Source organism: Roseovarius confluentis, from assembly GCF_002917925.1.
Lineage (GTDB): Bacteria > Pseudomonadota > Alphaproteobacteria > Rhodobacterales > Rhodobacteraceae > Roseovarius > Roseovarius confluentis.
Map to the genome: position 1 here is coordinate 143,980 of NZ_PPFE01000012.1, position 23,883 is coordinate 167,862.

18 protein-coding genes, 1 pseudogene and 1 riboswitch are annotated in these 23,883 nt (G+C 64.4%); of the genes and pseudogenes, 5 read left to right on the top strand and 14 right to left on the bottom strand.

Annotated features, from left to right (window positions below; translation table 11 throughout):
* Positions 1–4: 4 nt before the first annotated feature.
* Positions 5–661: a GntR family transcriptional regulator gene (locus C2I35_RS19890; RefSeq protein WP_103764776.1), complete on the bottom strand. Its 657-nt coding sequence runs from the start codon at positions 659–661 to the stop codon at positions 5–7.
* Positions 662–794: 133 nt separating this feature from the next.
* Here C2I35_RS19890 and dctP point away from each other — a divergent pair, with 133 nt between their 5' ends.
* The 5 genes from dctP (at position 795) to C2I35_RS19915 (ending at position 6,505) form a co-directional block, all read left to right on the top strand.
* Positions 795–1,781 carry a TRAP transporter substrate-binding protein DctP gene (gene dctP / locus C2I35_RS19895; RefSeq protein ID WP_103764777.1) on the top strand — a complete coding sequence of 329 codons (987 nt, stop codon included), beginning with the start codon at positions 795–797 and terminating at the stop codon, positions 1,779–1,781.
* Between the two features lie 83 nt (positions 1,782–1,864).
* The gene (locus C2I35_RS19900; protein WP_103764778.1) at positions 1,865–2,416 is read left to right on the top strand and encodes a TRAP transporter small permease subunit; all 552 of its coding nucleotides are present in this window, start codon (positions 1,865–1,867) and stop codon (positions 2,414–2,416) included.
* Positions 2,416–3,732 carry a TRAP transporter large permease gene (locus tag C2I35_RS19905; protein WP_103764779.1) on the top strand — a complete coding sequence of 439 codons (1,317 nt, stop codon included), beginning with the start codon at positions 2,416–2,418 and terminating at the stop codon, positions 3,730–3,732. The genes C2I35_RS19900 and C2I35_RS19905 overlap by 1 nt, the downstream gene beginning before the upstream one ends.
* Positions 3,729–4,991: a malonyl-CoA decarboxylase gene (locus C2I35_RS19910; RefSeq protein WP_103764780.1), complete on the top strand. Its 1,263-nt coding sequence runs from the start codon at positions 3,729–3,731 to the stop codon at positions 4,989–4,991. The genes C2I35_RS19905 and C2I35_RS19910 overlap by 4 nt, the downstream gene beginning before the upstream one ends.
* Complete coding sequence (locus tag C2I35_RS19915; protein WP_103764781.1) at positions 4,988–6,505, top strand: malonate--CoA ligase; 1,518 nt, start codon at positions 4,988–4,990, stop codon at positions 6,503–6,505. Before C2I35_RS19910 ends, C2I35_RS19915 begins: the two co-directional genes overlap by 4 nt.
* Before the next feature lie 4 nt (positions 6,506–6,509).
* Here C2I35_RS19915 and C2I35_RS19920 read toward each other — a convergent pair whose 3' ends face one another.
* From C2I35_RS19920 to sucC, 13 genes and pseudogenes are all read right to left on the bottom strand, one after another.
* Positions 6,510–7,748 (bottom strand): FAD-binding domain-containing protein, encoded by a 1,239-nt coding sequence (locus C2I35_RS19920; protein WP_103764782.1) that lies wholly within the window; start codon positions 7,746–7,748, stop codon positions 6,510–6,512.
* 64 nt (positions 7,749–7,812) lie between these two features.
* Complete coding sequence (locus C2I35_RS19925) at positions 7,813–9,645, bottom strand: acetyl-CoA hydrolase/transferase C-terminal domain-containing protein (protein WP_245890569.1); 1,833 nt, start codon at positions 9,643–9,645, stop codon at positions 7,813–7,815.
* Entirely contained in the window at positions 9,638–11,713 is a 2,076-nt protein-coding gene (locus C2I35_RS19930; RefSeq protein WP_103764783.1) for a 3-hydroxyacyl-CoA dehydrogenase NAD-binding domain-containing protein, read from the bottom strand. Before C2I35_RS19930 ends, C2I35_RS19925 begins: the two co-directional genes overlap by 8 nt.
* The gene (locus C2I35_RS19935; protein ID WP_103764784.1) at positions 11,710–13,008 is read right to left on the bottom strand and encodes an acetyl-CoA C-acetyltransferase; all 1,299 of its coding nucleotides are present in this window, start codon (positions 13,006–13,008) and stop codon (positions 11,710–11,712) included. Before C2I35_RS19935 ends, C2I35_RS19930 begins: the two co-directional genes overlap by 4 nt.
* Positions 13,005–15,254, bottom strand: a complete 2,250-nt coding sequence (locus tag C2I35_RS19940) for an acyl-CoA dehydrogenase (RefSeq protein ID WP_103764785.1) — start codon at positions 15,252–15,254, stop codon at positions 13,005–13,007. The genes C2I35_RS19935 and C2I35_RS19940 overlap by 4 nt, the downstream gene beginning before the upstream one ends.
* Before the next feature lie 155 nt (positions 15,255–15,409).
* On the bottom strand, positions 15,410–16,168 hold the full coding sequence (locus tag C2I35_RS19945) for an ABC transporter ATP-binding protein (protein ID WP_103764786.1): 759 nt from the start codon (positions 16,166–16,168) through the stop codon (positions 15,410–15,412).
* Complete coding sequence (locus C2I35_RS19950) at positions 16,165–17,148, bottom strand: FecCD family ABC transporter permease (protein WP_103764787.1); 984 nt, start codon at positions 17,146–17,148, stop codon at positions 16,165–16,167. Before C2I35_RS19950 ends, C2I35_RS19945 begins: the two co-directional genes overlap by 4 nt.
* Positions 17,145–17,999, bottom strand: coding sequence for an ABC transporter substrate-binding protein (locus C2I35_RS19955; RefSeq protein WP_103764788.1), 855 nt, complete (start codon positions 17,997–17,999; stop codon positions 17,145–17,147). The genes C2I35_RS19950 and C2I35_RS19955 overlap by 4 nt, the downstream gene beginning before the upstream one ends.
* 1 nt (position 18,000) lies before the next feature.
* A complete protein-coding gene (locus C2I35_RS19960) occupies positions 18,001–19,947 on the bottom strand; it encodes a TonB-dependent receptor plug domain-containing protein (protein WP_103764789.1) in 1,947 nt (648 codons plus the stop codon).
* Positions 19,948–20,073: 126 nt separating this feature from the next.
* A riboswitch (cobalamin riboswitch) is annotated at positions 20,074–20,284 on the bottom strand.
* 212 nt (positions 20,285–20,496) lie between these two features.
* Positions 20,497–21,369, bottom strand: coding sequence for a succinate--CoA ligase subunit alpha (gene sucD, locus C2I35_RS19965; RefSeq protein WP_103764790.1), 873 nt, complete (start codon positions 21,367–21,369; stop codon positions 20,497–20,499).
* A complete protein-coding gene (locus C2I35_RS19970; protein WP_103764791.1) occupies positions 21,369–22,535 on the bottom strand; it encodes a succinate--CoA ligase subunit beta in 1,167 nt (388 codons plus the stop codon). Before C2I35_RS19970 ends, sucD (C2I35_RS19965) begins: the two co-directional genes overlap by 1 nt.
* A 201-nt stretch (positions 22,536–22,736) precedes the next feature.
* On the bottom strand, positions 22,737–23,621 hold the full coding sequence (gene sucD / locus C2I35_RS19975) for a succinate--CoA ligase subunit alpha (RefSeq protein ID WP_103764792.1): 885 nt from the start codon (positions 23,619–23,621) through the stop codon (positions 22,737–22,739).
* Positions 23,622–23,686: 65 nt separating this feature from the next.
* Positions 23,687–23,883: pseudogene (sucC, locus tag C2I35_RS19980) on the bottom strand (succinate--CoA ligase subunit beta); the annotation flags it as partial.

The following is a 23,883-nucleotide window of genomic DNA, read 5'->3' on the forward strand; positions in this document are numbered from 1 at the left end:
GGGGTCACTCGGCGGCGGGCTTCAGGCTGGACATCAGGCGGTGGAATTTCTCGCCCTGGACAGCGACGTGCTGGCGTAGCAGATTGCCGGCCTGATCGCCGTCTCCGGCCTCGATCGCGGCCAGAATGGCGTCATGTTCGGCCACCGATTGCGCCATGCGTCCGCGCCAGCGCAGTTGCAGGCGGCGGAACGGGCGCAGGCGGCGCTGCAGCCGCAGACACTCCTGTTCGAGGAACGCGTTGCCGGTCTGGGCGTAGAGCGTGGCGTGGAAAAGATCGTTCTGGTCGTAGTTGCCATCGGCGTCCTGCGCCTCGGTCGCGGTGCGGCATCGCTCGTTTATGGCGCGCAACTGGGCAAGGGCCGCGTCGGAAATGCGTGACGCGGCCAGCCGGGCGCAAACCGCTTCAAGTTCGGCCATGACCTCGAACATCTCGATCAGTTCGACGGGGCCTGGCTGGCGCACGAAGACCCCGCGGCGTGGCAGCTGTTCCACCAGGCCGGACAGGATAAGCCTTTGAAGCGCCTCTCTTATCGGGGTTCTGGAGACGTTGAAGCGTTCGGCCAGCTGGACCTCGTCAAGCCTGTCCCCATCGTCGAAGGTTCCGTCGAGGATCAACTCCTCGATGGCGTCCGCGATGAGATCTGCGCGCTTGCGTTCCATTTCAATCCGCTAGCACACCGCAGTCTAGAGCGCAAGAAATCCATTCTTGTATACAAAGAATTTGACTGGTGACACAATCTCGTTAGGGTGCGGGGCAGTCCGAGTACGAATCAGGACGTTTTGGGAGGAACATATGAAACTGAATTTCACAGCCGCAGTCGCGGCAGCAGCGCTATTCGCAGGCAGCCTGACGGCAAGTGCCGAAGATCTGCGCCTGTCGCACCAATGGTCCACGAGCGACGTGCGTCACAAGGTGGCGCAGATGGTTGCCGACGAGGTCGCGGCGGCGGATGTCGATCTGGATATCCAGATTTTCCCGTCGCAATCGCTGTTCAAGGCGCGCGAGCAATACAAGCCGCTGGCCCGTGGGCAGGTCGACATGATCGTCTTTCCGCTGTCCTATGCAGGCGGCCTGCGCAACGCCTACAACCTGACCCTGATGCCCGGGCTGGTGAAGAACCACGACCACGCCGCGCGTTTGAACGAATCCGAGTTCATGGGCGATATCGAGGCCATCATGGCCGAGGATGACATCATGGTGCTGGTCCACGGCTACCTGGCCGGTGGCTTTGCCGGCAAGGAGCAGTGCATTACCGCGCCCGAGGACGTGGAAGGCCTGCAGACCCGTGCCGCAGGCAAGGCGTTCGAGCAGATGCTGGCGGGGGCCGGTGCGTCGATCGCGTCGATGAGCTCGGCCGAGATCTATAACGCGATGCAGACCGGCGTTCTGGACGCCGCCAACACCTCGTCCTCGTCCTTTGTCAGCTACCGCATCTACGAGCAGGTGTCGTGCTTTACCCCGGCGGGCGACTATGCGCTGTGGTTCATGTACCAGCCGCTTCTGATGAACAAATCCAAGTTCGAAAGCCTGAGCGAGGAACAGCAGACCGCGCTGATGGAGGCCGCCGAGAAGGCCGAGGCGTTCTACCTCGAAGAGGCCAAGAGCCAGGACGGCAATGCGCGTGACGTCTTTGCCGAGAACGGTGTCGAGATCGCCGAGATGAGCCAGGAAGAGTTCGACGCTTGGCGCGAGATCGCACAGGAAACGGCCTACAAGGCGTTCCTGGAAGGCTCGCCCGAAGGTCAGGAACTGCTGGACAAGGCGCTGGCCGTCGAGTGATCCGCTGAACCCATCATCGGGCCCGGCACCGCGCCGGGCCCGACGCCGCGTACCATTTCCACTTTTTCAACGGAGGCCGAGCGATGTCCGGTTCCGCCCACGCCACAGCGGCCGCCCGCCATGGTGGCAACCCCGTTCTGCGGATCATCGGCTGGATCAGCCAGATTTGCGGCGTCGTCGCCGCGCTGATGATCGTCGCGTCCGTGTTGATCGTCTGTCAGATGATTTTCATCCGGTTCGTGCTGAACCAGTCCACGATCTGGCACACCGAGGGTGTGACGTACCTGATGATCGGCGCGACCATGCTGGGCCTGCCCTACGTGCAATACGTGCGGGGTCACGTGAACGTTGACCTGCTGCCGATCATGATCCCCAACAAGGCGCGGCGGGTGCTGGCCGGGATCGTCATGGCGCTGACCCTGGCCGTGGTCGGCATGATGCTCTGGCACGGGTATCATTTCTGGCACGAGGCCTGGGACTGGGGCGAGACGTCGAACACGCCGTGGAACCCCAAGCTTTGGGTGCCGTATCTTGCGCTGCCGCTGGGCTTTGGCCTTTATGCGCTGCAACTGGCGGCTGACCTTTTTGCAATGACCACGGGCATCGACAAGCCCTTCGGGCTGGAGGACGTCTGATGGATCCGCTTGCACTGGGTGGCCTGGTTGCCATCATCACCATCGTTGTCCTGTTTTCGGGCATCTCCGTGGCCGCGGGTCTGCTGGTCGTCTCGGCCGGATTCCTGATCATCTTCGACGGGATGAGCTCGCTGTCGCTGATGCCGGAGATCTTTTTCGGCAAGCTGGACAATTTCGCGCTGCTGTCGATTCCGATGTTCATCATCATGGGCGCGTCCATCGCCTCGACCCGCGCGGGTGCGGACCTGTACGAGGCGCTGGAACGCTGGCTGACCCGCGTGCCGGGCGGGCTGGTGGTGTCGAACCTCGGGGCCTGTGCGCTGTTTGCCGCGATGTCGGGGTCGAGCCCGGCCACCTGTGCGGCCATCGGCAAGATGGGCATCCCCGAAATGCGCAAGCGGGGCTATCCCGATGGCGTCGCCGCGGGGTCCATCGCCGCGGGCGGGACGCTGGGGATCCTGATCCCGCCGTCGGTTACGATGATCGTCTACGGCATTGCCACCGAGACCTCGATCGGGCGGTTGTTCCTTGCGGGCGTGTTCCCGGGGCTGCTGCTGGTGGGCCTGTTCATGGCGTGGTCGCTCTATTCCACTTGGAAGTCGGGCAACGCGAGCGTGCTGTCGGCGGGCAGCTACACCTGGAAGGAACGGGTGGAGATCCTGCCGCGTGTCCTGCCGTTCCTGTTCATCATCCTTGGCGTGCTTTACGCCATGTATGGCGGCATCGCCACGCCATCGGAAACGGCGGCCGTCGGCGCGCTGATGTGCATGTTGATCGCCATGGTGATCTATCGCCTGTGGGACCCACGCCAGATCTGGACGGTGCTGCGCGACAGTACGCGGGAAAGCGTGATGATCCTGTTCATCATCGCGGCGGCCGGCGTGTTCTCCTACATGCTGTCGTCGCTCTTCATCACGCAATCCATCGCCGAATGGATCGGCACGCTGGACGTGAACCGCTGGGTGCTGATGGGCGCGATCAACGTCTTCCTGCTGATCGCGGGCTTCTTCCTGCCGCCGGTGGCGGTGATCCTGATGGCCGCGCCGATCCTGCTGCCGATCATCACCACCGCCGGGTTCGACCCGATCTGGTTTGCCGTCGTGCTGACGATCAACATGGAAATCGGGCTGATCTCGCCGCCGGTGGGCCTGAACCTTTACGTGATCAACGGCATTGCGCCGGATATCTCGCTGAAGACGATCCTGACCGGGTCACTGCCCTTCGTGGCCTGCATGGTGATCGCGATCATCCTGCTGTGCCTGTTTCCGGGTATCGCCACGTGGCTGCCCGATATGGTGATGGGAGCGGAGCTATGACCTTGCTGGCCGACCTCTTGTCCACGGTTTTCGAGCGTCGCTACGGCGCGTCCCGGGGGGTGCCGCGCGACGATCGGCCCATCGAGGAACTGACCGCCGACCTGATCGGGGCCACCGGCGAGGTCTCTGGACAGGCCGTGGCGCGGCAGATCCTGGGCCGGTACGAAGGCTGGGACGATGCCGCGAAGCTGGAGTTTTTCCGGCACCTCGCGCGGGATATGGTTATCAACCCAGAGCAGGTGCGTGACGCGCTGGACGCGTACGAGCGCGGCCAGTCCAAGGCCACCTACCGCGCCTTCCTGAACGCCTCGGAATCGCCGCGGCAGGAGTTGATCCGGCGGATGAACCAGGTGCCGGGCGCCACCAAGCGGCTGGTCGGGATGCGCACGGACCTGCTGCGGCTGGGCCGGGGCGATGACGAGTTGCAGGCTCTGGACCTGGATTTCCGGCATTTGTTCGCAAGCTGGTTCAATCGCGGGTTCCTTGTTCTGCGCCCGATCAGCTGGGAAAGCCCGGCGCATATCCTGGAAAAGATCATCGCCTACGAGGCCGTGCACGCGATCGACAGCTGGAACGACCTGCGCCGGCGGCTGGAGCCGGCGGACCGGCGCTGTTTCGCGTTCTTTCACCCGGCCATGCCGGACGAGCCTTTGATTTTCGTGGAAGTGGCGCTGACCGATGGCATCCCGGGCTCGATCCAGGAGGTTCTGGCCGAAGAACGCGACCAGATCGACGTCGAACGGGCCAACACCGCCGTGTTTTACTCGATCTCGAACTGCCAATCCGGCTTGGCGCAGATCTCTTTCGGAAACTCGCTGATCAAGCAGGTGGCGGCGGATCTTGCGCTGGAGAATCCGGCGCTGAGGAATTTCGTCACCTTGTCGCCGATCCCCGGCCTGACCCGTTGGATGGAAAGCCTCGACATCAACCCCGGGGCGCAGCAACCCGATGCGCTGTGCGAATACGCCGCCTATTACCTGACGCAGGCCAAGCGCGACGATGGCCTGCCGCTGGACCCGGTGGCGCGGTTCCACCTTGGCAACGGGGCGCAGGTTCACAAGGTTCATGCCGGGGCGGACGTGTCGACCAACGGGATTAAGCAATCCGCGGGGGTGATGGTGAATTACCTCTATGACCTGAGCAAGGTGTCCCAGAACCATGAACGCTTCGCGGCCGAACAGAGGGTCGCGACGTCGAGCGAAATCAAATCGCTGGCCGCAAGTGCCGCAAAAACAATGCCGGAGGAGGGACACGCATGACCAATCCCCTTTTCGATGCCCTGTTCGGAGATCACGTGGGCAAAGACACGCCGTTCCTTTATCTGCCAGACGGTGACACGCTGACCCACGACCAGTTTCTGCGGCTGACCGCGCAATATGCCAACGCATTCGCGGCGGCAGGGCTTCAGCCCGGTGCCCGGGTGGCCGCGCAGGTCGAGAAGTCGCACTATGCCCTGGCCGCATATGCCGCCTGCGTGCAGGCAGGGCTGGTGTTCCTGCCGCTGAACACCGGCTATACGGTGGAGGAACTGAGCTATTTCATCGAAGACAGTGGCGCGTCGATGATGATTTGCAAGGGAGACAGGCGCAGTGCGCTACAGCCTATCACGTCGGAGCACGGCGCGGCGCTGGAGACACTGGACGAAGATGGCTCTGGCAGTCTGTCGGAGAAGGCGGCGGACGCGTCCGAGACGTTCGAGACCGTAAGCCGCAAGGAAGATGACCTGGCTGCGCTGCTCTACACCTCGGGGACCACGGGGCGGTCAAAAGGCGCAATGCTGAGCCAGGAGAACCTGCTATCGAACGCCGAGACATTGGCGGAGCACTGGCGGTTCACCAGTGACGATGTCCTGCTGCACGCGCTGCCGATCTTTCACACGCATGGTCTGTTTGTGGCCACCAACATCACGCTGGTGGCGGGTGGCGCGATGATATTCCTGCCGAAATTCGATCTGGACACGGTCATCGACCTTTTGCCGGATGCCACCGCGATGATGGGGGTGCCGACATTCTATACGCGCCTTCTGGACGATGCGCGGTTCGACAGGGATCTTGTGGCGCATATGCGGCTGTTCGTGTCGGGCAGTGCCCCGCTTCTGGCCGAGACGCATACGCAGTTCGAAAAACGCACGGGCCATCGCATCCTTGAACGCTATGGCATGACCGAAACCAACATGAACACGTCGAACCCCTATGACGGGGACCGGCGCGCCGGCACCGTGGGCTTTCCGCTGCCGGGGGTGGAGCTGAAGATCACCGACCCCGAGACGGGCGTGGAGGTGGCGCAGGGCGAGGTCGGCCAGATCGAGGTGCGCGGGCCGAACGTGTTCCAGGGGTATTGGCAGATGCCGGAGAAGACCGCGGCGGAGCTGCGGGAGAACGGGTTTTTCATCACCGGCGACCTCGGCATTATCGACGATCGCGGCTATGTCCAGATCGTGGGGCGCAACAAGGACCTGATCATCTCGGGCGGATACAACATCTATCCAAAAGAGATCGAACTGGTGCTGGACGAGCAGCCCGGCGTGCTGGAAAGCGCGGTGATCGGTGTGCCGCATGCGGATTTCGGCGAGACGGTGGTGGGCGTCATCGTGCCCGAGGCCGGGGCGCAGCCGGACCTTGATGCGATCGGCGAGGCGACGTCCAAGGCGCTTGCGCGGTTCAAACATCCCCGGAAACTGATCGTCAGGGACGAGTTGCCGCGCAATTCCATGGGGAAAGTGCAGAAGAACCTGCTGCGGGACGAGTTCAAGGACCTGTTCACGGCCGCCTGACGGCCTAGGCCAGACCGGCTTGGTGCAAAAGGTCCGGCAGTTTCTTGCGGACCTTGAAATAGCCTGTCGTCGCGTGGGGCCAGACAAGCGCATCCCAATCGCGGCGCCATTCGCACAGCGTGATGCCGGCCTTTTCAAGCGCGGGTTCGGCGGCGTCGAGCCAGTCGCGCAAGGGTCCCGTTGGCACGTAGGGTGTGACGATCTGGGACGCGCCCGCCTCCGTGGCCCAGTGGGCCAGCATGTCTGGATCGCCCGCCTGCAGGTTGTCGGCCTTGCGCGCGATGCGTTGGGCCGTGTCGGCCAGTGCCGCTGCTTCGAATTCCACCACCTTTTCGCCCACCGGGCCGGGCGCGCGCAGGGCGCTTGCGGCGAGCGTGGCCGTGGCGCGGATATCGAAACGGTCCAGTGGAAAGTCGTCGGGCCGGCAGTCTTCTTCGGTCACAAGCAGGGCGGTCGGCGTGTCGGGATCGGGCGCGTTGGGGCTGCGCAAGGGCTGAAGGTCCGGCAGGCTGTCGGGTTCGTGATCTTCCAGTCCGGCCGTCACCTCGGCGAGGTCGGACGCATCGGGTGTGAAGCGATGATCGGTAAACTTGGCAATGTTCCACGCCTGCGCCTCGTAGAACTTGCCCCGGGTGTGAAGCCCGCAGACCCATCTCCAGCTGAGCGTGTTCGAGGCCGGGTCGCCGTCAAGCAGGTGGCGATAGAAGAAATCCGCGCCCAGCCGCCAGGGAAGGCGCAAGGTGAACACCCAGATCGAGGCAAACCACATGCGGGCGTGATTGTGAAGATAGCCGGTCTCGGTCAATTCCCGCGCCCAGGCGTTCATGCAGTCGAGATCGGTTTCACCCGCTTGGACGCGCTCGACGGCATCGCGCAGGTCGGGATCGTCGTCGAGGCGGTCCAGGTCGGCGCGAAGCCCGTCGCGGTAGCTGTGCCAGATCTGCGGGCGGCGTTCGAGCCAACCCTTGAAGTAACTGCGCCACAGGATTTCCTGCAGGAATTTCTCGGCACCTTCAGCGCCGTGCTGCGCGAGGGCCGCAGCCATGACATCGGTTTCCAAAAGCAGGCGCCGGCGCAGGAAGGGAGAGAGTTGCGAGACGTGGTGGTGCTCTCCCTGTCCATGGTCGACATTGCGCCGGTGGGCGTAGCGGACCCCAAGGCGCGGCAGAACGGCGGCGAGATGCTGCTCGGCGGCCTCGCGTGTCGGGGTGGGCCAGTCCGGAGTGGAGATATCATCGGTCATTGCACGCCTGTTCTGCCAGTCGGTCAGAGAGGTAATGCGAACCCGAAGGTTGTCGACGCGAGACTCAGGCGATGTCGCGCAACGCCCCGCGCAGGGCGCGCGCCTGAAGCGGTTCGGTCAAGCTGGGTTTGGCGGCGTAGCCCATGCGCTCCATCGCCGGGCCTTCGTGCGGATGTGGTGCGTGGGCTAGGCCTGACCATACCAGAGACAGCAGACCCAGTTTGCTGTCAGACGCGTCTTTCAGGTGAGAGAGGGCACGGACAACGACCTTCTCGGTGTCGGTGAAGTCGGTGCCCAAGGGATAGTCGGGCAACAGGGTGTCCCGGTAGGGGGCAAGCCATCTGGCAATTGTTTCGGGTGTGTTTCGCGTGTGCGCGTCGGGAATCGTCCAGTCCGGATCAAGCTTGCCGGCCTTGTGGGCCTTTTCCAGGAGGCCGGGCTGGAACCGGCTGTCTGCGATGCAGATAAGGCGCTTGATGACTTCTTCGTCGGGCAGACCGCGCAGAAAGGCCGCGCCGTACTCGGTGACGACGATATCGCGCATGTGGCGGGGAACCGTCGTGACAGGCAGCTGCCAGACGATGTTCGAGGTGAGCGAGCCACCGCTTTGCCGCGTCGCAGGCAAGGTGAGAATGGCATGGGCGTCTTCGAGGGCAAACGCCTGTTCGAAGAAATTGAACTGGCCGCCGACGCCGCTGACCACCTGGCCGGGTTTGGCGGCGTCGGACATCGCGTCGCCCAGGAGGCTGACTTGCATGGCGCCATTGACGAAACGGGCGTCCTGCCGCGCGGTGCGCTTGGCCGCTTCGTCACCGTAGAGCGCGTTGGTGAAGCTGACCGGCATCATCTGAATTTTGTCACGGCGGTCGGGCGGCAGAGCGCGCAGACGTTCATACATGTCGCGGGCATCGACAAAAAAGCCCGCGTGGATCACCGCGCCCTCCACTTCGCGTTTCAGGATATCGGCTTCGAACAGGGCGACCAGGCCACCGACCAGCATTTCGGTGACCGCGTAGAGGCCTGTGCGGAACGGCCCTTCCTCGGCGCCCTGAAGCGGGAGCGGTGATTGACGCCAGACCTCGTGAAGGGATGCACGGTCGCGGGCGATCAGGGCGTTGGCCACGGCATCCCCGATGGCGCCGATGCCGATCTGAAGCGTGCCGCCATCGGGAACGAGGCGCGACACGTGCAGGGCAATGGCATGCTGCGCATCGGCCACGGGGCGGCGCAGGGCGGAAAAGAGGTCGATCTGTTCCGGCGGCTCCAGCACCATGGCGAATTCGCCGGCATCAAGCGCCGCGGGACCACTCATGAAGGGCAGCGCTTCGTTCAATTCGGCCACCGCGATGAAATCCATCCGGCCCGCCGCGCGGCGCGCAAAGAGATCGGCAGAGATATCCGTGTTGCATGACATGCTGAAGCGGTCGCCCTCGCGCGGCATGAGCTGGGCCAGGACGTTGGGGTTCTGTGCGATCAGGACATCGCGGGCATGGGTGTAGTTGGCGGAGATATACTTGCGCTGGGCGTAATCGTTGCCGAGCCATGTTCCGGCCTGAAAGAAGAACTCGGAGACTTCGATGTTGTCGGGCAGGGCGCCTTGCTTGATCAGGTCGGCATAGGCCAGCGACGGCGCGGAGCCGAAAAAGCGATCCATCGCGGGATTGAGGAAGCGCGCCTCGATGTCCGAGGACGGCTCTGGGCGCTGCAGGGTCAGCGCCGTGAAGATCTTGAGCGTCAGCGACGGGTCATCGACGGCAGCACGCACCAGCGCGTTGACGAAGGTGACGGGTTTGCCAAGCCCAAGCGGAAGCGCCAGGCGGATCTCGCCGCCCGTCGCGTCATAGGTGGCCCGCGCCATCGCGTCGGCGTCGGTATGGACCTTAGGCCTTTCAGCCAAGGTTTGACCAGCCGGGATCAGGGGCGAAGCGCGGGCCGTGGGCGGACTCGAGGTCCGTCAGTCGTTTCTTTATGTCGGCGATGCCGCGGGTCTTGGCATAGTGCATGGGGCCGCCGCGAAAGGGCGCCCATCCCGTGGCGAAGATCATTGCGGCATCCAGTTGGTCGGCATCTTTCGCCACACCCTTGCGCAGGACTTCGACGCAGGCGTTGAGCATGGGAAGGATCAAGCGGTCTGTCAGGCCGTCGGGGGCGTTGTCCATGTCGGCATCGGGGTGCGGCGTGCCCTCGGACCAGTCATAGAAGCCTTTTCCGGTCTTCTTGCCAAGCTCGCCATTTTCAACGCGCAGACGCAAGTCGTCGCTGATCGGCGGCATGGCGGTGTCGAGACTGTCAGCCAGGCTTTCGGCCACGTGCAGGCCGATATCCAGCCCCACCTGATCCGCCAGCGTGACCGGCCCCATGGGCATGCCGAACCTGATCGCGGCGGTGTCGATGACCTCCTTGGAGACGCCCTCGTCCATAAGCACCATAGCTTCGAGCATGTAAGGCACGAGCGCGCGATTGACGACAAAGCCGGGATAGTCGGTCACCAATGCGGGCAGCTTGCCGGTCGCACCGCAGAACGCGGCAAGGCGGCTGGCGGTCTTGTCATTCGTGGCGGCGCCCTTGACGACCTCGACGAGGTCGATTTTCGAGACCGGGTTGAAGTAATGAAGCCCGGCGAAGCGAGACTTGGCTGGCGCGGCGGTGGCGAGGTCATCGACCGACAAGCTGGACGTGTTCGTGGCAAGAATCGCGTCCTTCTTCAAGGCGCCCTTCAGCCCTTTGAAGATCTTCTGCTTGACGTCCTGTTCTTCGCTGGCCGCCTCGATCACCAGATCTGCATGGGCAAGGCCGTAGCCGTGCGGGTCCGGCATAAGGCGGTCGAGTGCATCGCGCGTTTCGGTTCCGCTAAGGTGCTTGTCTTCGCAGATCTTCGCGGCGGTCTTGATCGCCTGGCCCAGTGGATCGGTTTGAATGTCCCCCAAGGTCACGCTCTTGCCCTTGATGGCGGCGATGGCGGCAATTTCTGCGCCCATGGCGCCGGCGCCAATGACGTGGACATGCGCGATGCCGTCGTCGCCGCGCCCGGCGTCCTTCAGCGATTGCTGGAGGAAGAAAACACGACGCAGGTTCTTCGAGGTGTCCGTATCGAGAAGCCGCGCGAAGCTGTCGATCTCGGCCTGCTGCATCGCATCGCGATCGTCGCCATGCTCTTCCCACAGGTCGATCAGGGCGTAGGGCGCCGGGTAATGCTCTTTCGGGGCTTTCTCTTCCGTCTTGCTGCGCATCTGGCGGGCGGAGAGGCCGCGCGCCTGGTCGAAAGAAAAAGCGCGGGACTTGAGGCCTGGCGACTGACGCTCGATCTTGCCGTTCCTGGCCGCAGTGATCGCGGCGGCAACGTGGCGTTCCTCGACGATCTTGTCGGCGATGCCTTGTGACTTGGCCCGCTTGGTATGAGAGGTCTTGCCGGTCAGCATCATGGTCATGGCGTCGGTCGGGTCGATCAGGGCGGGCAGGCGAAACGTGCCGCCAAGCCCGGGATGCAGGCCAAGCTGTACCTCGGGAAAGCCGAAGGATGCGCCCGGCGTGGCGATGCGGTAGTCGCAGGCGAGCGCCAGTTCGAAGCCGGCCCCCAAAGCTGCTCCGTGGACGACGCAGATGGTGGGGCAGGGCAGAGCCTCGATCCGGTCAAGCACGTCATGCGCCTGTCTCAGCATGTCCGCGGCGCCCTGATCGGTCATGGACTCGAACCCGGTGATGTCGGCCCCGGCGGCAAAACCGGCCTTCTTGGCCGAGCGAATGACAAGGGCGGCGGGCTTGTCCGCCTCGGCGGCGGCGATGTGGTCGTCCAGTTCGCGGATCACGTCTTCGGAGATCGTGTTGACGCTGCTGCCGGCCTTGTCGAGGACGAGCCAAAGCACGTTGTCGCCGTCCCGTGCCGTGCGCCAGTTGCCGTCGGCTTCCCCGACCGGGCCGAGTTCCAGCTTGGTCTCGCCGAGGAAATTCAGAACATGTCCGGTCATTGCACAGCCTCCAGCAGCATCGCGCCGCCAAGCCCGCCGCCGATGCATTCCGTCGCGATGCCGCGTTTCGCACCGCGCGTCTTCATGGCGTTGGCAAGGTGCAGCACGATGCGGTTGCCACTGGTGCCGACAGGGTGGCCCAGCGATATGGCACCGCCATCGACATTCAGTTGATCGCGGTCGATCCGGCCAAAGGCGCCGTCGAGCCCCAGCACCTCGCGGCAGAAGTCTTCGTCGTTCCAGGCGGCGAGACAGGACAGCACCTGGGCCGCGAAGGCCTCGTTCAGTTCCCACAGCTCGATATCCCCGATGCCGAAGCCGTGGCGCTTTACAATCGGGGTGGCGGACATGACCGGACCGAGGCCCATGATCGACGGATCGAGCCCGGCCCATTCGCTGTCGGTGATCTCGGCCAGCGGTTCAAGGCCGTGCGCGTCGACGGCCTTTTCGGAGGCCAGGATGCACCAGCTTGCACCGTCGGTGATCTGGCTGGAATTGCCCGCCGTGACCTTGCCGTATGGCGGCTCGAACACCGGCTTGGGCTTTGCCAGGCCGTCCATGTCACTGTCGGGGCGCACGCCGTTGTCGTGGTCATAAACCGTGCCGTCCTTGGCGAAGGCGGGCATCAGTTCGCCCTTCAGCCGGCCTTCCTCGTGAGCGGCGGCAAGGCGGTGGTGGCTTTGCATGGCGTAGGCATCGGCGGTTTCGCGGTCGATGCCGAAATGATGCGCAAGCACCTCGGCGGTCTGGCCCATGCTGAGCGTGGTGATGGGGTCTGTCAGGCCGCGTTCCAGGCCGATGACGGGCTTGAAGAACTCAGGTCTTATCCCAGCCATGTTCTTGGCCTGCTCCAGCGGTCCCTTGGCTGTGCTCATCCGGCCGAACCATTCGACAGCGGACTGGCGCAGGGTCAGGGGCGCGTGGCTGAGGGCCTCGGCCCCGCCGGCAAGGATCATCTGGTGGCTGCCGTCGCGGATGTAACGATAGGCAGTGTCGATGCTTTGCATCCCCGAGCCGCAGTTGATCTGAACCGTGAACGCCACGGTCGCCTCCGGCAGGCCAAGACGCAATCCGGCGACGCGCGCCGGGTTCATCTCGTCGGCGATGACGTTGACGCATCCAAGGATCACGAGGTCGAGCGCGGCGCGGTCGAAGGGCTGACGTGCCAGCAGCGGCCTGCCGCATTGCACGGCAAGATCCACGGGCGTGAACGGCCCGGGGCCGGCTTGCGCCTTCAGGAAAGGCGTGCGGGCGCCGTCTACGAGAAAGACGCGGTTGCCACTCGTTGCCGTCATTCCGCCGCCTCGCGCTGGGTGCGCTCATGTTGCTGCGGCGCGGGGAAAAGCGCGGCGAAATCTTCGGGCGCGTAGTCCTCCACGGCGACGACCTCGTCGACCAGGCGCGACATCTCCTCGATATCGGCCATCTCGGCATCGCTCAGAATGCCAGCCTCCAGAGCCTCCTGCGGGGTCTTTTTCGCATCGCGCAGGCGTTTCATGACCGGCGCCATCTGGGTGACCTTGGCGTAGCATTCGTTCAGCACCTGCACACCGTCGCGGTTACATCCACCGGCGATACGGCCGACGATGCGGTCGCGGGCCTCGGACTGATCGTACAGAAGGTCGCTGCACTGTGCGGTCAGCTTGTCGCCGGGCTTGCGCTGGGCCATGCCCGGCAGGGTGAAGACACGCAGCAGCCATGCCGCCCAGCGGGCCGGCAGGTTGGCGATGACCTCGTCCAGGGCGGTCTGGATGTTGTGGAACGCGTCGGCGGCCACATAGCGTAGAACCGGCAGGTCGGCCTTTTGGCGGCCTTCGTCCTCCCACCGTTTGAGCGCGGCGGAGAGAATGTACATCTCGGACAGGATGTCGCCCATGCGGCCCGAGATCATTTCCTTGCGCTTGAGCTCTCCCCCCAGCGACAGGAAGAGCATGTCGGCGGTCAGCGCATAGGCCGCGGACCAGCGCGACAGCTGCTTGTAGATATCGGTTGCATCGCCCGCCGCGGGGGCCGGTGCGAAGCGGCCGCCGGTCAAGGCCCGGCCCCAGCTGCGGAACAGGGTGCGGGTGCTGTGCCCGACATGGGCCCACAGGGACTTGTCGAACATCTCAAGCGCCTTGTCGGGGTCGTCCTCTTCCAAGGCCAGCATGTTGTCGAGCATATGGGGATGGGCGCGGATCGAGCCCTGCCCGAAAATGATGAGGCTGCGGGTGACGATGTTCGCCCCCTCGACCGTGATGCCGATGGGCACGGCGCGGTAGAGTGGCAGCAGGTAATTCGACGGCCCGTCGATCACCGCCTTGCCGGAATGCACGTCCATCGCATCATTCAGCGCCTCGCGCATGCGGAAGGTCGCATGGGCCTTCATGATCGCCGAGATCACCGACAGCGCGCGCCCTTCGTCCAGCCCGGCGCAGGTCAGGTGGCGTGCGGCATCCATCGAATAGGCGTCGGCGGCAAGGCGTCCAAGTCGCGCCTGCACGCCGCCGAACTTGCCGATGGGCAGGTTGAACTGTTCGCGTATACGGGCGTAGGCGCCGGTCGTGTGGGCCGACAGGGCAATGGCGGCGCAACCCATGGAGGGCAACGAGATGCCACGCCCGGCGGCAAGCGCGCTCATCAGCATCATCCAGCCTTCGCCGGCATACTCCTGCCCGCCGATGATGTTTTCGAGCGGGATGAACACATCCTTGCCCGTGGTCGGGCCGTTCATGAACATCGTGGAGGACGGGATGTGGCGGCGACCGGTTTCGACACCCTCGAGGTCGGTCGGAACGAGCGCACAAGTGATGCCGATATCGGGCGTTTCACCCAAAAGGCCATCGGGGTCCCGCAGCTTGAAGGCCAGACCCAGCACGGTGCAGACCGGCGACAGCGTGATGTACCGCTTGGCCCAGTTCAAGCGGATGCCCAGCACTTCCTCGCCTTTCCACTGGCCCTTGCAGACGACCCCGTCATCGACCATCGCGCCTGCGTCTGACCCGGCCTCGGCGCTGGTCAGGCCGAAGGCGGGCAGTTCGCGCCCGTCGGCAAGGCGGGGCAGCCAGTAGTCTTTCTGTTCGTCGGTGCCGAACTGGTGGATCAGCTCGCCGGGGCCAAGCGAGTTGGGCACCATGACGGTCACGGCGGCGGCGACAGAGCGCGTCGAGATATAGCGAACGATCTCGGAATGGGCGAAGGCTGAGAACTCCAGCCCGCCATGCGCCTTGGGAATGATCATCCCGAAGAACTTGTTGTCGCGCAGAAACTGCCAGACCTCCGGGGCAAGGTCGCCGGTTTCGTGGTTGATCTTCCAATCGTCGATCATCTCGCACAGCTGTTGCACGGGACCGTCGAAAAAGGCCTGTTCTTCGTCCGACAGTTTCGGCGTCTTGACCGCGCGCAGCTTGGACCAGTCCGGGTTCCCCGAGAAAAGCTCGGCCTCCCACCAGACTTCGCCGGCGTTCAGCGCTTCGCTTTCGGTCTTGGACATCCCGGGCAAAACGCCCTTGGCCCATTTGAAGACGGGCTTGGTGATCGCGCGTGCGCGGAAGCTGGACATGCGGGAACTCCTTTCGGCACAAAACGTGCGGGCTTGAGCAAAAGTTCCGTTCGCGCGCGGTCGGCAAGACCGACAGCGCATTCGGATGAGACCTGCATCATAGCATTTTGCGCGATGTTCCGGCAGAGGGGGGCCGGAACCCGAGAGCTGGCGCGTCAGCTGAGCGTGTCCAAAAGCTGGAACACCATGCCGCTGGGCGTCTCCTGGAACCAGGCGGTGACGCCGAACACATCGGCCAGGCGCCGGGAGGTCAGAACATCCTGCGGTGGACCATCGGCAACCAGGCCCTTACCGCCGAGCAGGATGAGCCGGGTGCAGTGGCGTGCTGCAAGCCCCAGGTCATGCAGCGAAACCAGTGAGGATTTGCCACTTCGTGCCAGCGCCGCAAAGGTCTGCATGGTCGAGATCTGGTGTGCGGGGTCAAGGCCCGCGATGGGCTCATCGGCCAGCAGCAGCGGCGTCTCCTGCGCAAGTGCGCGCGCGATCAGGACCCGGGCCTGTTCGCCGCCCGAAAGCTGGGTGGCATCGCGGTGGCGCATGCCGCCGAGTTCCATCCGGTCCAGCGCGGTGTCGACAGCCTTGCGATCGTGGTCGGCGGGGTTCTGGATCGACTTCAGGTGCGGTGTCCGGCCCAGCGTGACCACGGTTTCCACGGTGACGGGCCAGGCGATCTCGCGCGCTTGCGGCATCCATGCCGCTTGCCGGGCCCGCGCGTTCTCGGACAGCGCCGCAAGACTGCATGTTCCGGTGAACGGCAGAAGACCCAGTGCCGCGCGCATCAGCGTGGTCTTGCCGGCGCCGTTGGGGCCGATAAGCCCCACGAACTCGCCCGGTCCGATATCGAAGGTGACGTCGCGCAGAACGTCCCGCCCCTTGAGCGACACCGACAGGTCCTTGACCGAGAGAAGCGTCATATCCGTTCCCGCCGCAGTTTCAGGATCAGGTGCAGGAAGAGCGGTGCGCCGACGAGGGCCGTGAGCACGCCCAGCTTGAGGTCGCGCGACGGAAGGACCACCCGCACGGCGATGTCGGCGGTCAGCACCATCGCCGCACCGCCCAGGGCCGAGGCCCAGAGCAAGCGCGACGGATGCGCGCCGACCAGGGGCCGCAACAGGTGCGGCACCACGAGGCCGACAAATCCGATTGCGCCGGCCACGGCCGTGCCCGCGCCGACGACACAGGCGGTCCCCAGCACCAGCATCAGGCGCAGACGGGTCAGGCCGATCCCCATGGCCTGCGCCGAATCCTCGCCCAGGGTCAGCGCGTCGAGCCCGCGGCCAAGGCCGCCCAGCAGGGCAAAGCCCACCGCCATGAACGGCGCGGCAAGCCAGACGTGGGTCATGGATCGGTCGGCGAGCGAGCCCATCATCCAGAAGACGATCTCGCTTGCGGCGAAGGGGTTGGGCGACAGGTTCAGCACGAGCGACGTCAGCGCGGCCGCCAGCGCCGAAACGGCGATCCCGGCCAGTATCAGGGTCAGCGACGTGCCGCGCGACCCGGCCAGCGCCATGATCAGGAACACGCCGCAAAGCGCACCGGCCAGGGCCGAGAAGGGCAGGGCCAGCGCGAAGGACGCGGCCACGCCGGTGTGGATGGCCAGCACCGCGCCGAACGCCGCGGAGCCGGACACGCCGATCAGCCCCGGTTCCGCCAGCGGATTGCGCAGGTAGCCCTGCATCGCGGCACCGGCAAGACCGAGGCTGGCGCCGATCATCAGGGCCAGCAAGGCTCGGGGCAGGCGGATTTCGCGCATGACAAGCGTCATCGCGCCGCCGTCGTCGACGAAGAGCGCTGAAAGGCTGTCGGTGATGCCGATCTCGGCGGGGCCAATCAGCAGGGATCCGAAGAACAGCCCGACGACCAGAACGCACAGGATGATCGCCAGACGGGTCATGGCGTGTTTTTCGTCAGCCGATGACGGGTCTCGGCCAGCGATTCTATGGCGCGCAGCACGTGGGGCGTGCCACAGACCCAGTCGCTGTCCGTGACCGTGGCAAAGGGCAATTCGGCGCGCAGCGCCTCGACCACCGGATGCTGCATGATCGCCTCGGAGCGCGAGGCGCCGGGATATGGCTGCGAAGTGATGACGATGTCGGGATCAAGCATCGCCAGCGTTTCCAGCTGGATTTTCATCTGAGTGCCGAGCCCGGCCTTGACCGCCGCGTTGTCGAAGCCCGCGGCCTGAAGGATCTGATCCGACAACGTGCCTGCCGGCGACGTATACCCGCTGGCGTAGTACAGCATCGCGTCGGGCCGGTCGCCGCTGTCCTGTTGCAGCGCGGCAAGGCGCGCATCGAAATGGGCGACCATCTCGCGTGCGGCGGACTGCCGGTGCAGAATCTCACCCATGCGAAGAATGTTACTGCGGATCTCTGGCAGGGATCGAGCCTGCTCGAACTCGACCACCTCGACGCCCAGCCGGCGCAGCATGGCGACACTGGCGCGCGTCGTGAAATTGCCCGCCAGAACCAGGTCGGGCTTCATCAGGTAGATTTCTTCGGCCAGGCCCTGGTTTATCACGTAGTCCCGCGCCTCTTCGGTCATCGCCGACATCCGCGGGTCGAGCGAGATGTCGGAAACCGAATGCAACTGCCCCGGCCCGGCAAGCAGCATGGCAAGCTGATCGGTGCAGAGATTCATCGACACGACGCGGCGCGGCGCGTCGGCGGAGGCAAGGCCCGCCCAACACAGGATCACTGCGAGGGCGAGCCGGGTCGCGACGATATGAAAGCGCCGCGCCGCCATGTCAGAAGTTCGCGGTCACGCCGAAGAACGCGGTGCGGCCTTGGGTCGAGTATCCGTCCAGTTCTTCGTAGCTTTCGTCCGTCACGTTATGGATCCGTCCGTAGACCTGGATGTCATCGGTAACTTCGTGGCTGAAGCCGACATTCACAAGCGTATAGTCCTGAAGCTCTACCACATTCGCACCGAGCGACGCCGCGGTGAAGTCGCTGTCGAAGAGACCGGCGACATGCTGCACCTCGAGGTTCAGGCGGGTGCGGTCATTCGGCATCAGGTAGCCCAGCCGCAACAGCGCCTCGTGCTCGGGGCGCCGGACCTCGACGCTGCCGTCAGGGTTTTCGGCGTCGAGCCAAGTATAGCTGAGCGACATGTCCAGCCGGTCGGTCAGGGCGGCGCTGGCGGCGACCTCGATGCCTTGCCGGTCGCTTGTGCCGGTCTGGTTGACTGGTGTCGAGATCCCCGTGCCAGGGTCGAAGACCGACGTGATCTCGTCCGTCAGTTCCTCGTTGAAATAGGTCACGTCGATCAGGCCACGACCGTTCAGGAATTGCTGCTCGACACCGAAATCCCAGCCTTTGCTCTGTTCGGGTTCAAGGTTCGGGTTGCCGGCGAAGTTGGCGAAGAAGCCGAATTGCTCGATCAGCGTCGGGTTCTGGACGCCGGTGCCATAAGAGGCATGCAGGCGCGTCGTCTGGTTGGGCAACTGGTAGGAGGCACCGATCGCGTAGGTCGTGAAATCCTCGAATTTGTCATTGAAATCGTGCCGCACGCTGCCCTGTAGCGCAAAGCCATTTCCGAAATCGCCCTGGTATTCGAGCGCGATGGCCGTCTGTTCACGCGAACGTTTGACGAGCTGTCCCGGCGCGAAGACGATCGTGGGATCGTTTTCCTTGTAGGTCAGACGCTCCCATTCGGCGGCGAAGCTACGGGTATGGTTGGCGCTGTTGAGGGTGGGCGCGTCCAGCGCGACCGTGCCGCGATAGGCGACTTTTGCGCGGGTGCCGGAATTGTCTGAATTGCGCACGCCGGCGCCGCTCACACCCTGGCGGTCGATCGTGCCGAAAGACAGGTCAACCCGGTTCAGGAGCCGCCCGCCAAGCGTATCGAGTTCTGCGTAAAGGCCACCATAGGTTTCCTGAAGCGATGTGCCCGACAGGTCATCGACGACAAGACCTGCGCGGGTCGGGGCGCCGAACACGCCGCTGTCGCTGTCGCCGGTGCGGTCGACATGGCGGATACTGCCGCCGATCGTCAGAACCTCGTTCACACGGTAGCGGCCCTTGAGGTTGTAGGTGCGGTTCAGATCGCCGTCATCCTCGCCGCCGGGCGTGCCGGAAATGTCGAATCCGCCGGTTTCGCGCCGCGCAGCGGAAAAGCTGAGTTGACCGCGTTCGGTATTCAGGCGCAGGCCGAGGCGGCCCTCGGTGGTGCCGTCCGATCCCACTTCAAAACCGACGTTGCCAGAGAAACCCGGCTCTTGCGCCGTCTTGGTGGTGATCGAAATGACCCCGCCGATGGCGTTGGAGCCGTAAAGCGCCGATTGCGGTCCGCGAATGACCTCGATGCGCTCGATATCGGCGGCCAGAAGGCCGGAAAAGTCGTACTCGCCGGTATTGGGGGCGGCGACCTCGATCCCGTCGATCAGAACGAGCGTGTGGTTGCCTTCGTGACCGCGCAGACGCACCTGGGTGACGCTGCCATAGGCGCCGGTGCGGGATACGGAAACACCCGGCAGCGACCGCAGCAGGTCCGCGACGTAGACCGCGTTGCGGTCCTCGATTTCTTCCTCGGTGATGACGCTACCGGCCCGGCCATACGCGCTGCCTTCGATGGGCGTCAGACCGCCGGAGACGAAGATCGTGCCGAGGTCATAGGGTTCATCCTGCGCGACGGCAGGCTGGATGAAAAGGGCGGTGGTTGCCGCAAGGACGGACTTGAACGGGCGTGACATGGATTGTCCCTCCGGGGCGCGCTTGATGCGCTGATTTTTTGGTTCATGCCTGGAAGGAAACTCTTCGCAGACGGTGCAAGTGTCACCGCTACGGAAGATCCGTTGTCGAAACGCGCCCCGCGTTCGGACAGGGTGATCACCTCGGCAGGTCTCCTGACTTGCGGGTCAACGCTTGGCCGGGTCTTCCCATCATGCGCCGCATGACAGTGACATGGTCCGGCCTCGCTCTCCGCCTACAGTTGCGGGGGCAGTTGCGGAGTTGACGCCTGGCGCGTCGCACCGCATTCCCTATTCTCCCGCCGGAAAGCCGACAGGAACCGAAGCGACTCGAGTGTTAGTGCATGACGTTGGGTGAGGAAAGAGAAAATCCCAACGCGGGACCGGCTGACGTCTTGCCGTGTCAATTTGGTCTGGGTTTCGACCTGCGTCGCACGGTCGTCGGCCCAGGAAACCGAATCCGTAAGTTCATCCGGTGCCTGAGCGGTTTTCTTGAGTGTCCTGGCCTGCCTTCGGGTACGACGCGACAGGTCGTTCGAGAATTTCCCGAAATCAGGACAGGCAGGATTGGACGGTTTCCACCACGGTTCCTGCGTCGCGGGCAATCACGACGCCCGCATCGCGCAGAAGCGAAACCTTGTCATCAGCCGACAGGTTGCCGAAGACCGACAATGTGCCGGCGTGGCCCATCCGGCGGCCGACCGGCGCGTGGCGCCCCACCACCAGACCCACCACGGGCTTGCCGTAATCGACCGAAGAGAGATACTCGGCGGCCAGTTCCTCTTCGCGTCCGCCCATTTCGCCGATCAGCACCACGGCCTTCGTATCCGGGTCGTCACGGAACTTTTCCAGGCAGCCGACAAAGCCGATCCCGTGCAGCACGTCGCCTCCGACACCGACGGTTGTGGACTGGCCCAGATTGGCGGCGCTGCAACTGGCCAGAACCTCGGACGTGAGCGAGGCCGAGCGCGACGCGATGCCGATCTGGCCCGGCTTCGCGTCGACGGTCGGCATCACCCCTATCTTGCATTGTCCGGGCGTCAGGATTCCCTGGCTGTTCGGGCCGATCAGCATTGTCTGCGACCCTTCGAGCGCCTCCTTGACCCTGCGCATGTCGTGTTGCGGCACCCGTTCGGTGATGCAGACGACCACCTCTATCTCGGCTTCGATCGCCTCGATCATGGCGTCGGCGGCTTTGGGGGCGGGCACGGTGACAAGGCTGGCATTGGCCTTCGTTTCCTTGACCGCTTCGGCGCAGGTGTGAAAGACCGGCAAGCCGAGATGCGAGGTGCCGCCACGCCCGGGACGTACGCCCGCAACGCAGTTCGTTCCGTAACGCATCGCCTGGTCGGTATAGAACGTGCCGGCGCGACCGGTCATGCCCTGAACCAGGAGTCGGGTGTTCTCGTTGACCAGAATTGCCATCAGCGTGCCCCCTTGGATGCGATTTCGACCGCGCGGTTGACGGCCTCGGACATGGTGCCGCAAATCTCGACCGGCACCTTTCGGTCGACGAGAATGCGCTGGCCCCATTCGGCGTTCTGGCCGGCCAGACGGGCGATAACGGGCTTGGTGCCCTTGTTGCGCGAATAGGCGAAGTTCACGCCCTCGGCGATGGTATCGCAGACCGTCATGCCGCCACCATGCACATTCAGCAGGATGGCAGTGACCGAAGGCTCCTGCAGCAGCAGTTCGACGCCGCGGGCGATGTCCATGCTGGTGGCGGTCGTGCGGATATCCATGAAGTTCGCGGGCTTGCCGCCCGCATCGATGATCATGTCGTTCGTGGCCAGGCCCAGCCCCGCGCCGTTGACCACGACCCCGAGGTTGCCGGTCAGCTTGACGAAGTTGATGTTGCTTTTCTGCGCTGCGGTTTCCACGGCGGGCAGACCCTCGCCCGAGACCATCGAATCCCATTCCGGGTGCCGGAACGCGGCACTGGCATCCAGCGCGACCTTGGCGTCGATGGCCATCCAGGTGCCGTCGGGCGTGCGGACGAACGGGTTGATCTCCAGCAGCGCCATGTCGTTCTCGATGAACGCTTCGCAGGCCGATAGCAGTTGCTCGACAGCCTTCTCGTCCTCCATCCCGATGCCGGACAGAAACTCGGTCAGACCGGCGCGGTCCGCATCAATGCTGCCGGTCAGGCTGTGCTTGGCGACTTCGCTGGCGTTCATCTGCGCCTTCTGCTCGAATTCCACCCCACCATCGGGGGAGGCGACGAGTAGCGGTGCGCCAGTGTCGGGGTCTAGTGCGAAGGCAATGTAATACTGGGCGTCATGCTTGACGTCGGCTTCGACATAGACGGCATGCACCGTTTCACCGGTGGCGCCGGTCTGGTTCGTGATCAGTTGCTTTCCCAGAAGCCTGGCAGCCTCGTCCTTTACCGCAGAGGCGGTGGCGGCGAACTTGATGCCGCCGGCAAGGCCGCGCGCGCCCGAGGTGATCTGCGCCTTCACCACGAACTTGCGGGCCGGAATGTTGGCGCAGGCGGCCTCGGCCTCGTCAGGCGTGCGGGCCATCTTGCCCGGCGGCACGGACACGCCGTACTGGGCCAGCAATTCCTTGGACTGGTATTCTGCAAGCAGCATGCGCGGCCTCCCCTCGGCGATGGCTCTTGGTATTTGGTATGCCAAGACTAACAGTCGTGTCAATGAGGTGAGTATGCGTTGTGTTCTCCTATGGCGCCAGCCCCCTTGAAGGCTAGACCTTGGTATGAACACGCGTCCGTATGGCGGGGCTGCCGCGGACTGCGTGGGCCGGGAAATGCTCCCGGCCCGACGCTTGATGTCTTATTTTCCGATCGCCTCGAGCACCGCCTCACCCAATCCCGCGGGGGATTCGGCGACAACGATACCGGCGGATTTCATCGCCTCGATCTTGTCGTCGGCGCCGCCCTTGCCGCCGGCGACGATGGCGCCGGCGTGGCCCATGCGGCGGCCCGGAGGGGCGGTGCGGCCCGCGATGAACCCGGCGCAGGGCTTGGAGCGGCCTTTCTTGGCCTCGTCCTTGAGGAACTGCGCCGCGTCTTCCTCGGCGCTGCCGCCGATCTCGCCGATCATGATGATCGATTCCGTCTCGTCATCGGCCAGGAACCATTCCAGCACGTCGATATGCTCGGTGCCCTTGATGGGGTCGCCGCCGATGCCGACGCAGGTCGACTGGCCCAGGCCCACGTCGCTCGTCTGCTTCACGGCCTCGTAGGTCAACGTGCCGGAGCGGCTGACCACGCCGACGCTGCCGCGCTTGTGGATGTGGCCGGGCATGATGCCGATCTTGCACGCGTCGGGCGTGATGATGCCGGGGCAGTTGGGGCCGATGAGGACAGAGCTGCTGCCTTCGAGCGCGCGCTTGACGCGCATCATGTCTAGGACCGGCACGCCCTCGGTGATCGCGACGATCAGCGGAACCTCCGCGTCGATTGCCTCGAGGATCGAGTCGGCGGCGAAGGGCGGCGGCACGTAGATGACCGAGGCGTTGGCGCCCGTCTTGTCCACCGCTTCATGGACCGAGTTGAAGACCGGCAGGTCCAGGTGCGTCTGGCCGCCTTTGCCGGGGGTGACGCCCCCGACCATTTGCGTGCCGTAGGCGATGGCCTGTTCGGAGTGAAAAGTGCCTTGCGAGCCAGTCAGGCCCTGGCAGATGACTTTGGTGTCTTTGTCGACGAGGACAGCCATTGTGGCGTTCTCCTTAATACAATCTTTGGGAAGGTAAGGTGGGTTGAAACCCACCCTACGAAGGCTCAGCCCTTGACGGCTTTCACGATCTTCTGGGCGCCGTCCTTGAGGTCGTCGGCGGCGATCACGTCAACGTCGGAGTTGTTGATGATCTCCTTGCCCTTCTCGACATTGGTGCCCTCGAGGCGCACGACCAGCGGGACCTGAAGCCCGACCTCTTTCACGGCCGCGACCACGCCCTCGGCGATCACGTCGCAGCGCA

Excerpts from the sequence above, each read along its gene's own strand:
- C2I35_RS19890 (WP_103764776.1), bottom strand. The coding sequence starts at position 661 with ATGGAACGCAAGCGCGCAGATCTCATCGCGGACGCCATCGAGGAGTTG.
- dctP (WP_103764777.1), top strand. The coding sequence starts at position 795 with ATGAAACTGAATTTCACAGCCGCAGTCGCGGCAGCAGCGCTATTCGCA.
- C2I35_RS19900 (WP_103764778.1), top strand. The coding sequence starts at position 1,865 with ATGTCCGGTTCCGCCCACGCCACAGCGGCCGCCCGCCATGGTGGCAAC.
- C2I35_RS19905 (WP_103764779.1), top strand. The coding sequence starts at position 2,416 with ATGGATCCGCTTGCACTGGGTGGCCTGGTTGCCATCATCACCATCGTT.
- C2I35_RS19910 (WP_103764780.1), top strand. The coding sequence starts at position 3,729 with ATGACCTTGCTGGCCGACCTCTTGTCCACGGTTTTCGAGCGTCGCTAC.
- C2I35_RS19915 (WP_103764781.1), top strand. The coding sequence starts at position 4,988 with ATGACCAATCCCCTTTTCGATGCCCTGTTCGGAGATCACGTGGGCAAA.
- C2I35_RS19920 (WP_103764782.1), bottom strand. The coding sequence starts at position 7,748 with ATGACCGATGATATCTCCACTCCGGACTGGCCCACCCCGACACGCGAG.
- C2I35_RS19930 (WP_103764783.1), bottom strand. The coding sequence starts at position 11,713 with ATGACCGGACATGTTCTGAATTTCCTCGGCGAGACCAAGCTGGAACTC.
- C2I35_RS19935 (WP_103764784.1), bottom strand. The coding sequence starts at position 13,008 with ATGACGGCAACGAGTGGCAACCGCGTCTTTCTCGTAGACGGCGCCCGC.
- C2I35_RS19940 (WP_103764785.1), bottom strand. The coding sequence starts at position 15,254 with ATGTCCAGCTTCCGCGCACGCGCGATCACCAAGCCCGTCTTCAAATGG.
- C2I35_RS19945 (WP_103764786.1), bottom strand. The coding sequence starts at position 16,168 with ATGACGCTTCTCTCGGTCAAGGACCTGTCGGTGTCGCTCAAGGGGCGG.
- C2I35_RS19950 (WP_103764787.1), bottom strand. The coding sequence starts at position 17,148 with ATGACCCGTCTGGCGATCATCCTGTGCGTTCTGGTCGTCGGGCTGTTC.
- C2I35_RS19955 (WP_103764788.1), bottom strand. The coding sequence starts at position 17,999 with ATGGCGGCGCGGCGCTTTCATATCGTCGCGACCCGGCTCGCCCTCGCA.
- C2I35_RS19960 (WP_103764789.1), bottom strand. The coding sequence starts at position 19,947 with ATGTCACGCCCGTTCAAGTCCGTCCTTGCGGCAACCACCGCCCTTTTC.
- sucD (WP_103764790.1), bottom strand. The coding sequence starts at position 21,369 with ATGGCAATTCTGGTCAACGAGAACACCCGACTCCTGGTTCAGGGCATG.
- C2I35_RS19970 (WP_103764791.1), bottom strand. The coding sequence starts at position 22,535 with ATGCTGCTTGCAGAATACCAGTCCAAGGAATTGCTGGCCCAGTACGGC.
- sucD (WP_103764792.1), bottom strand. The coding sequence starts at position 23,621 with ATGGCTGTCCTCGTCGACAAAGACACCAAAGTCATCTGCCAGGGCCTG.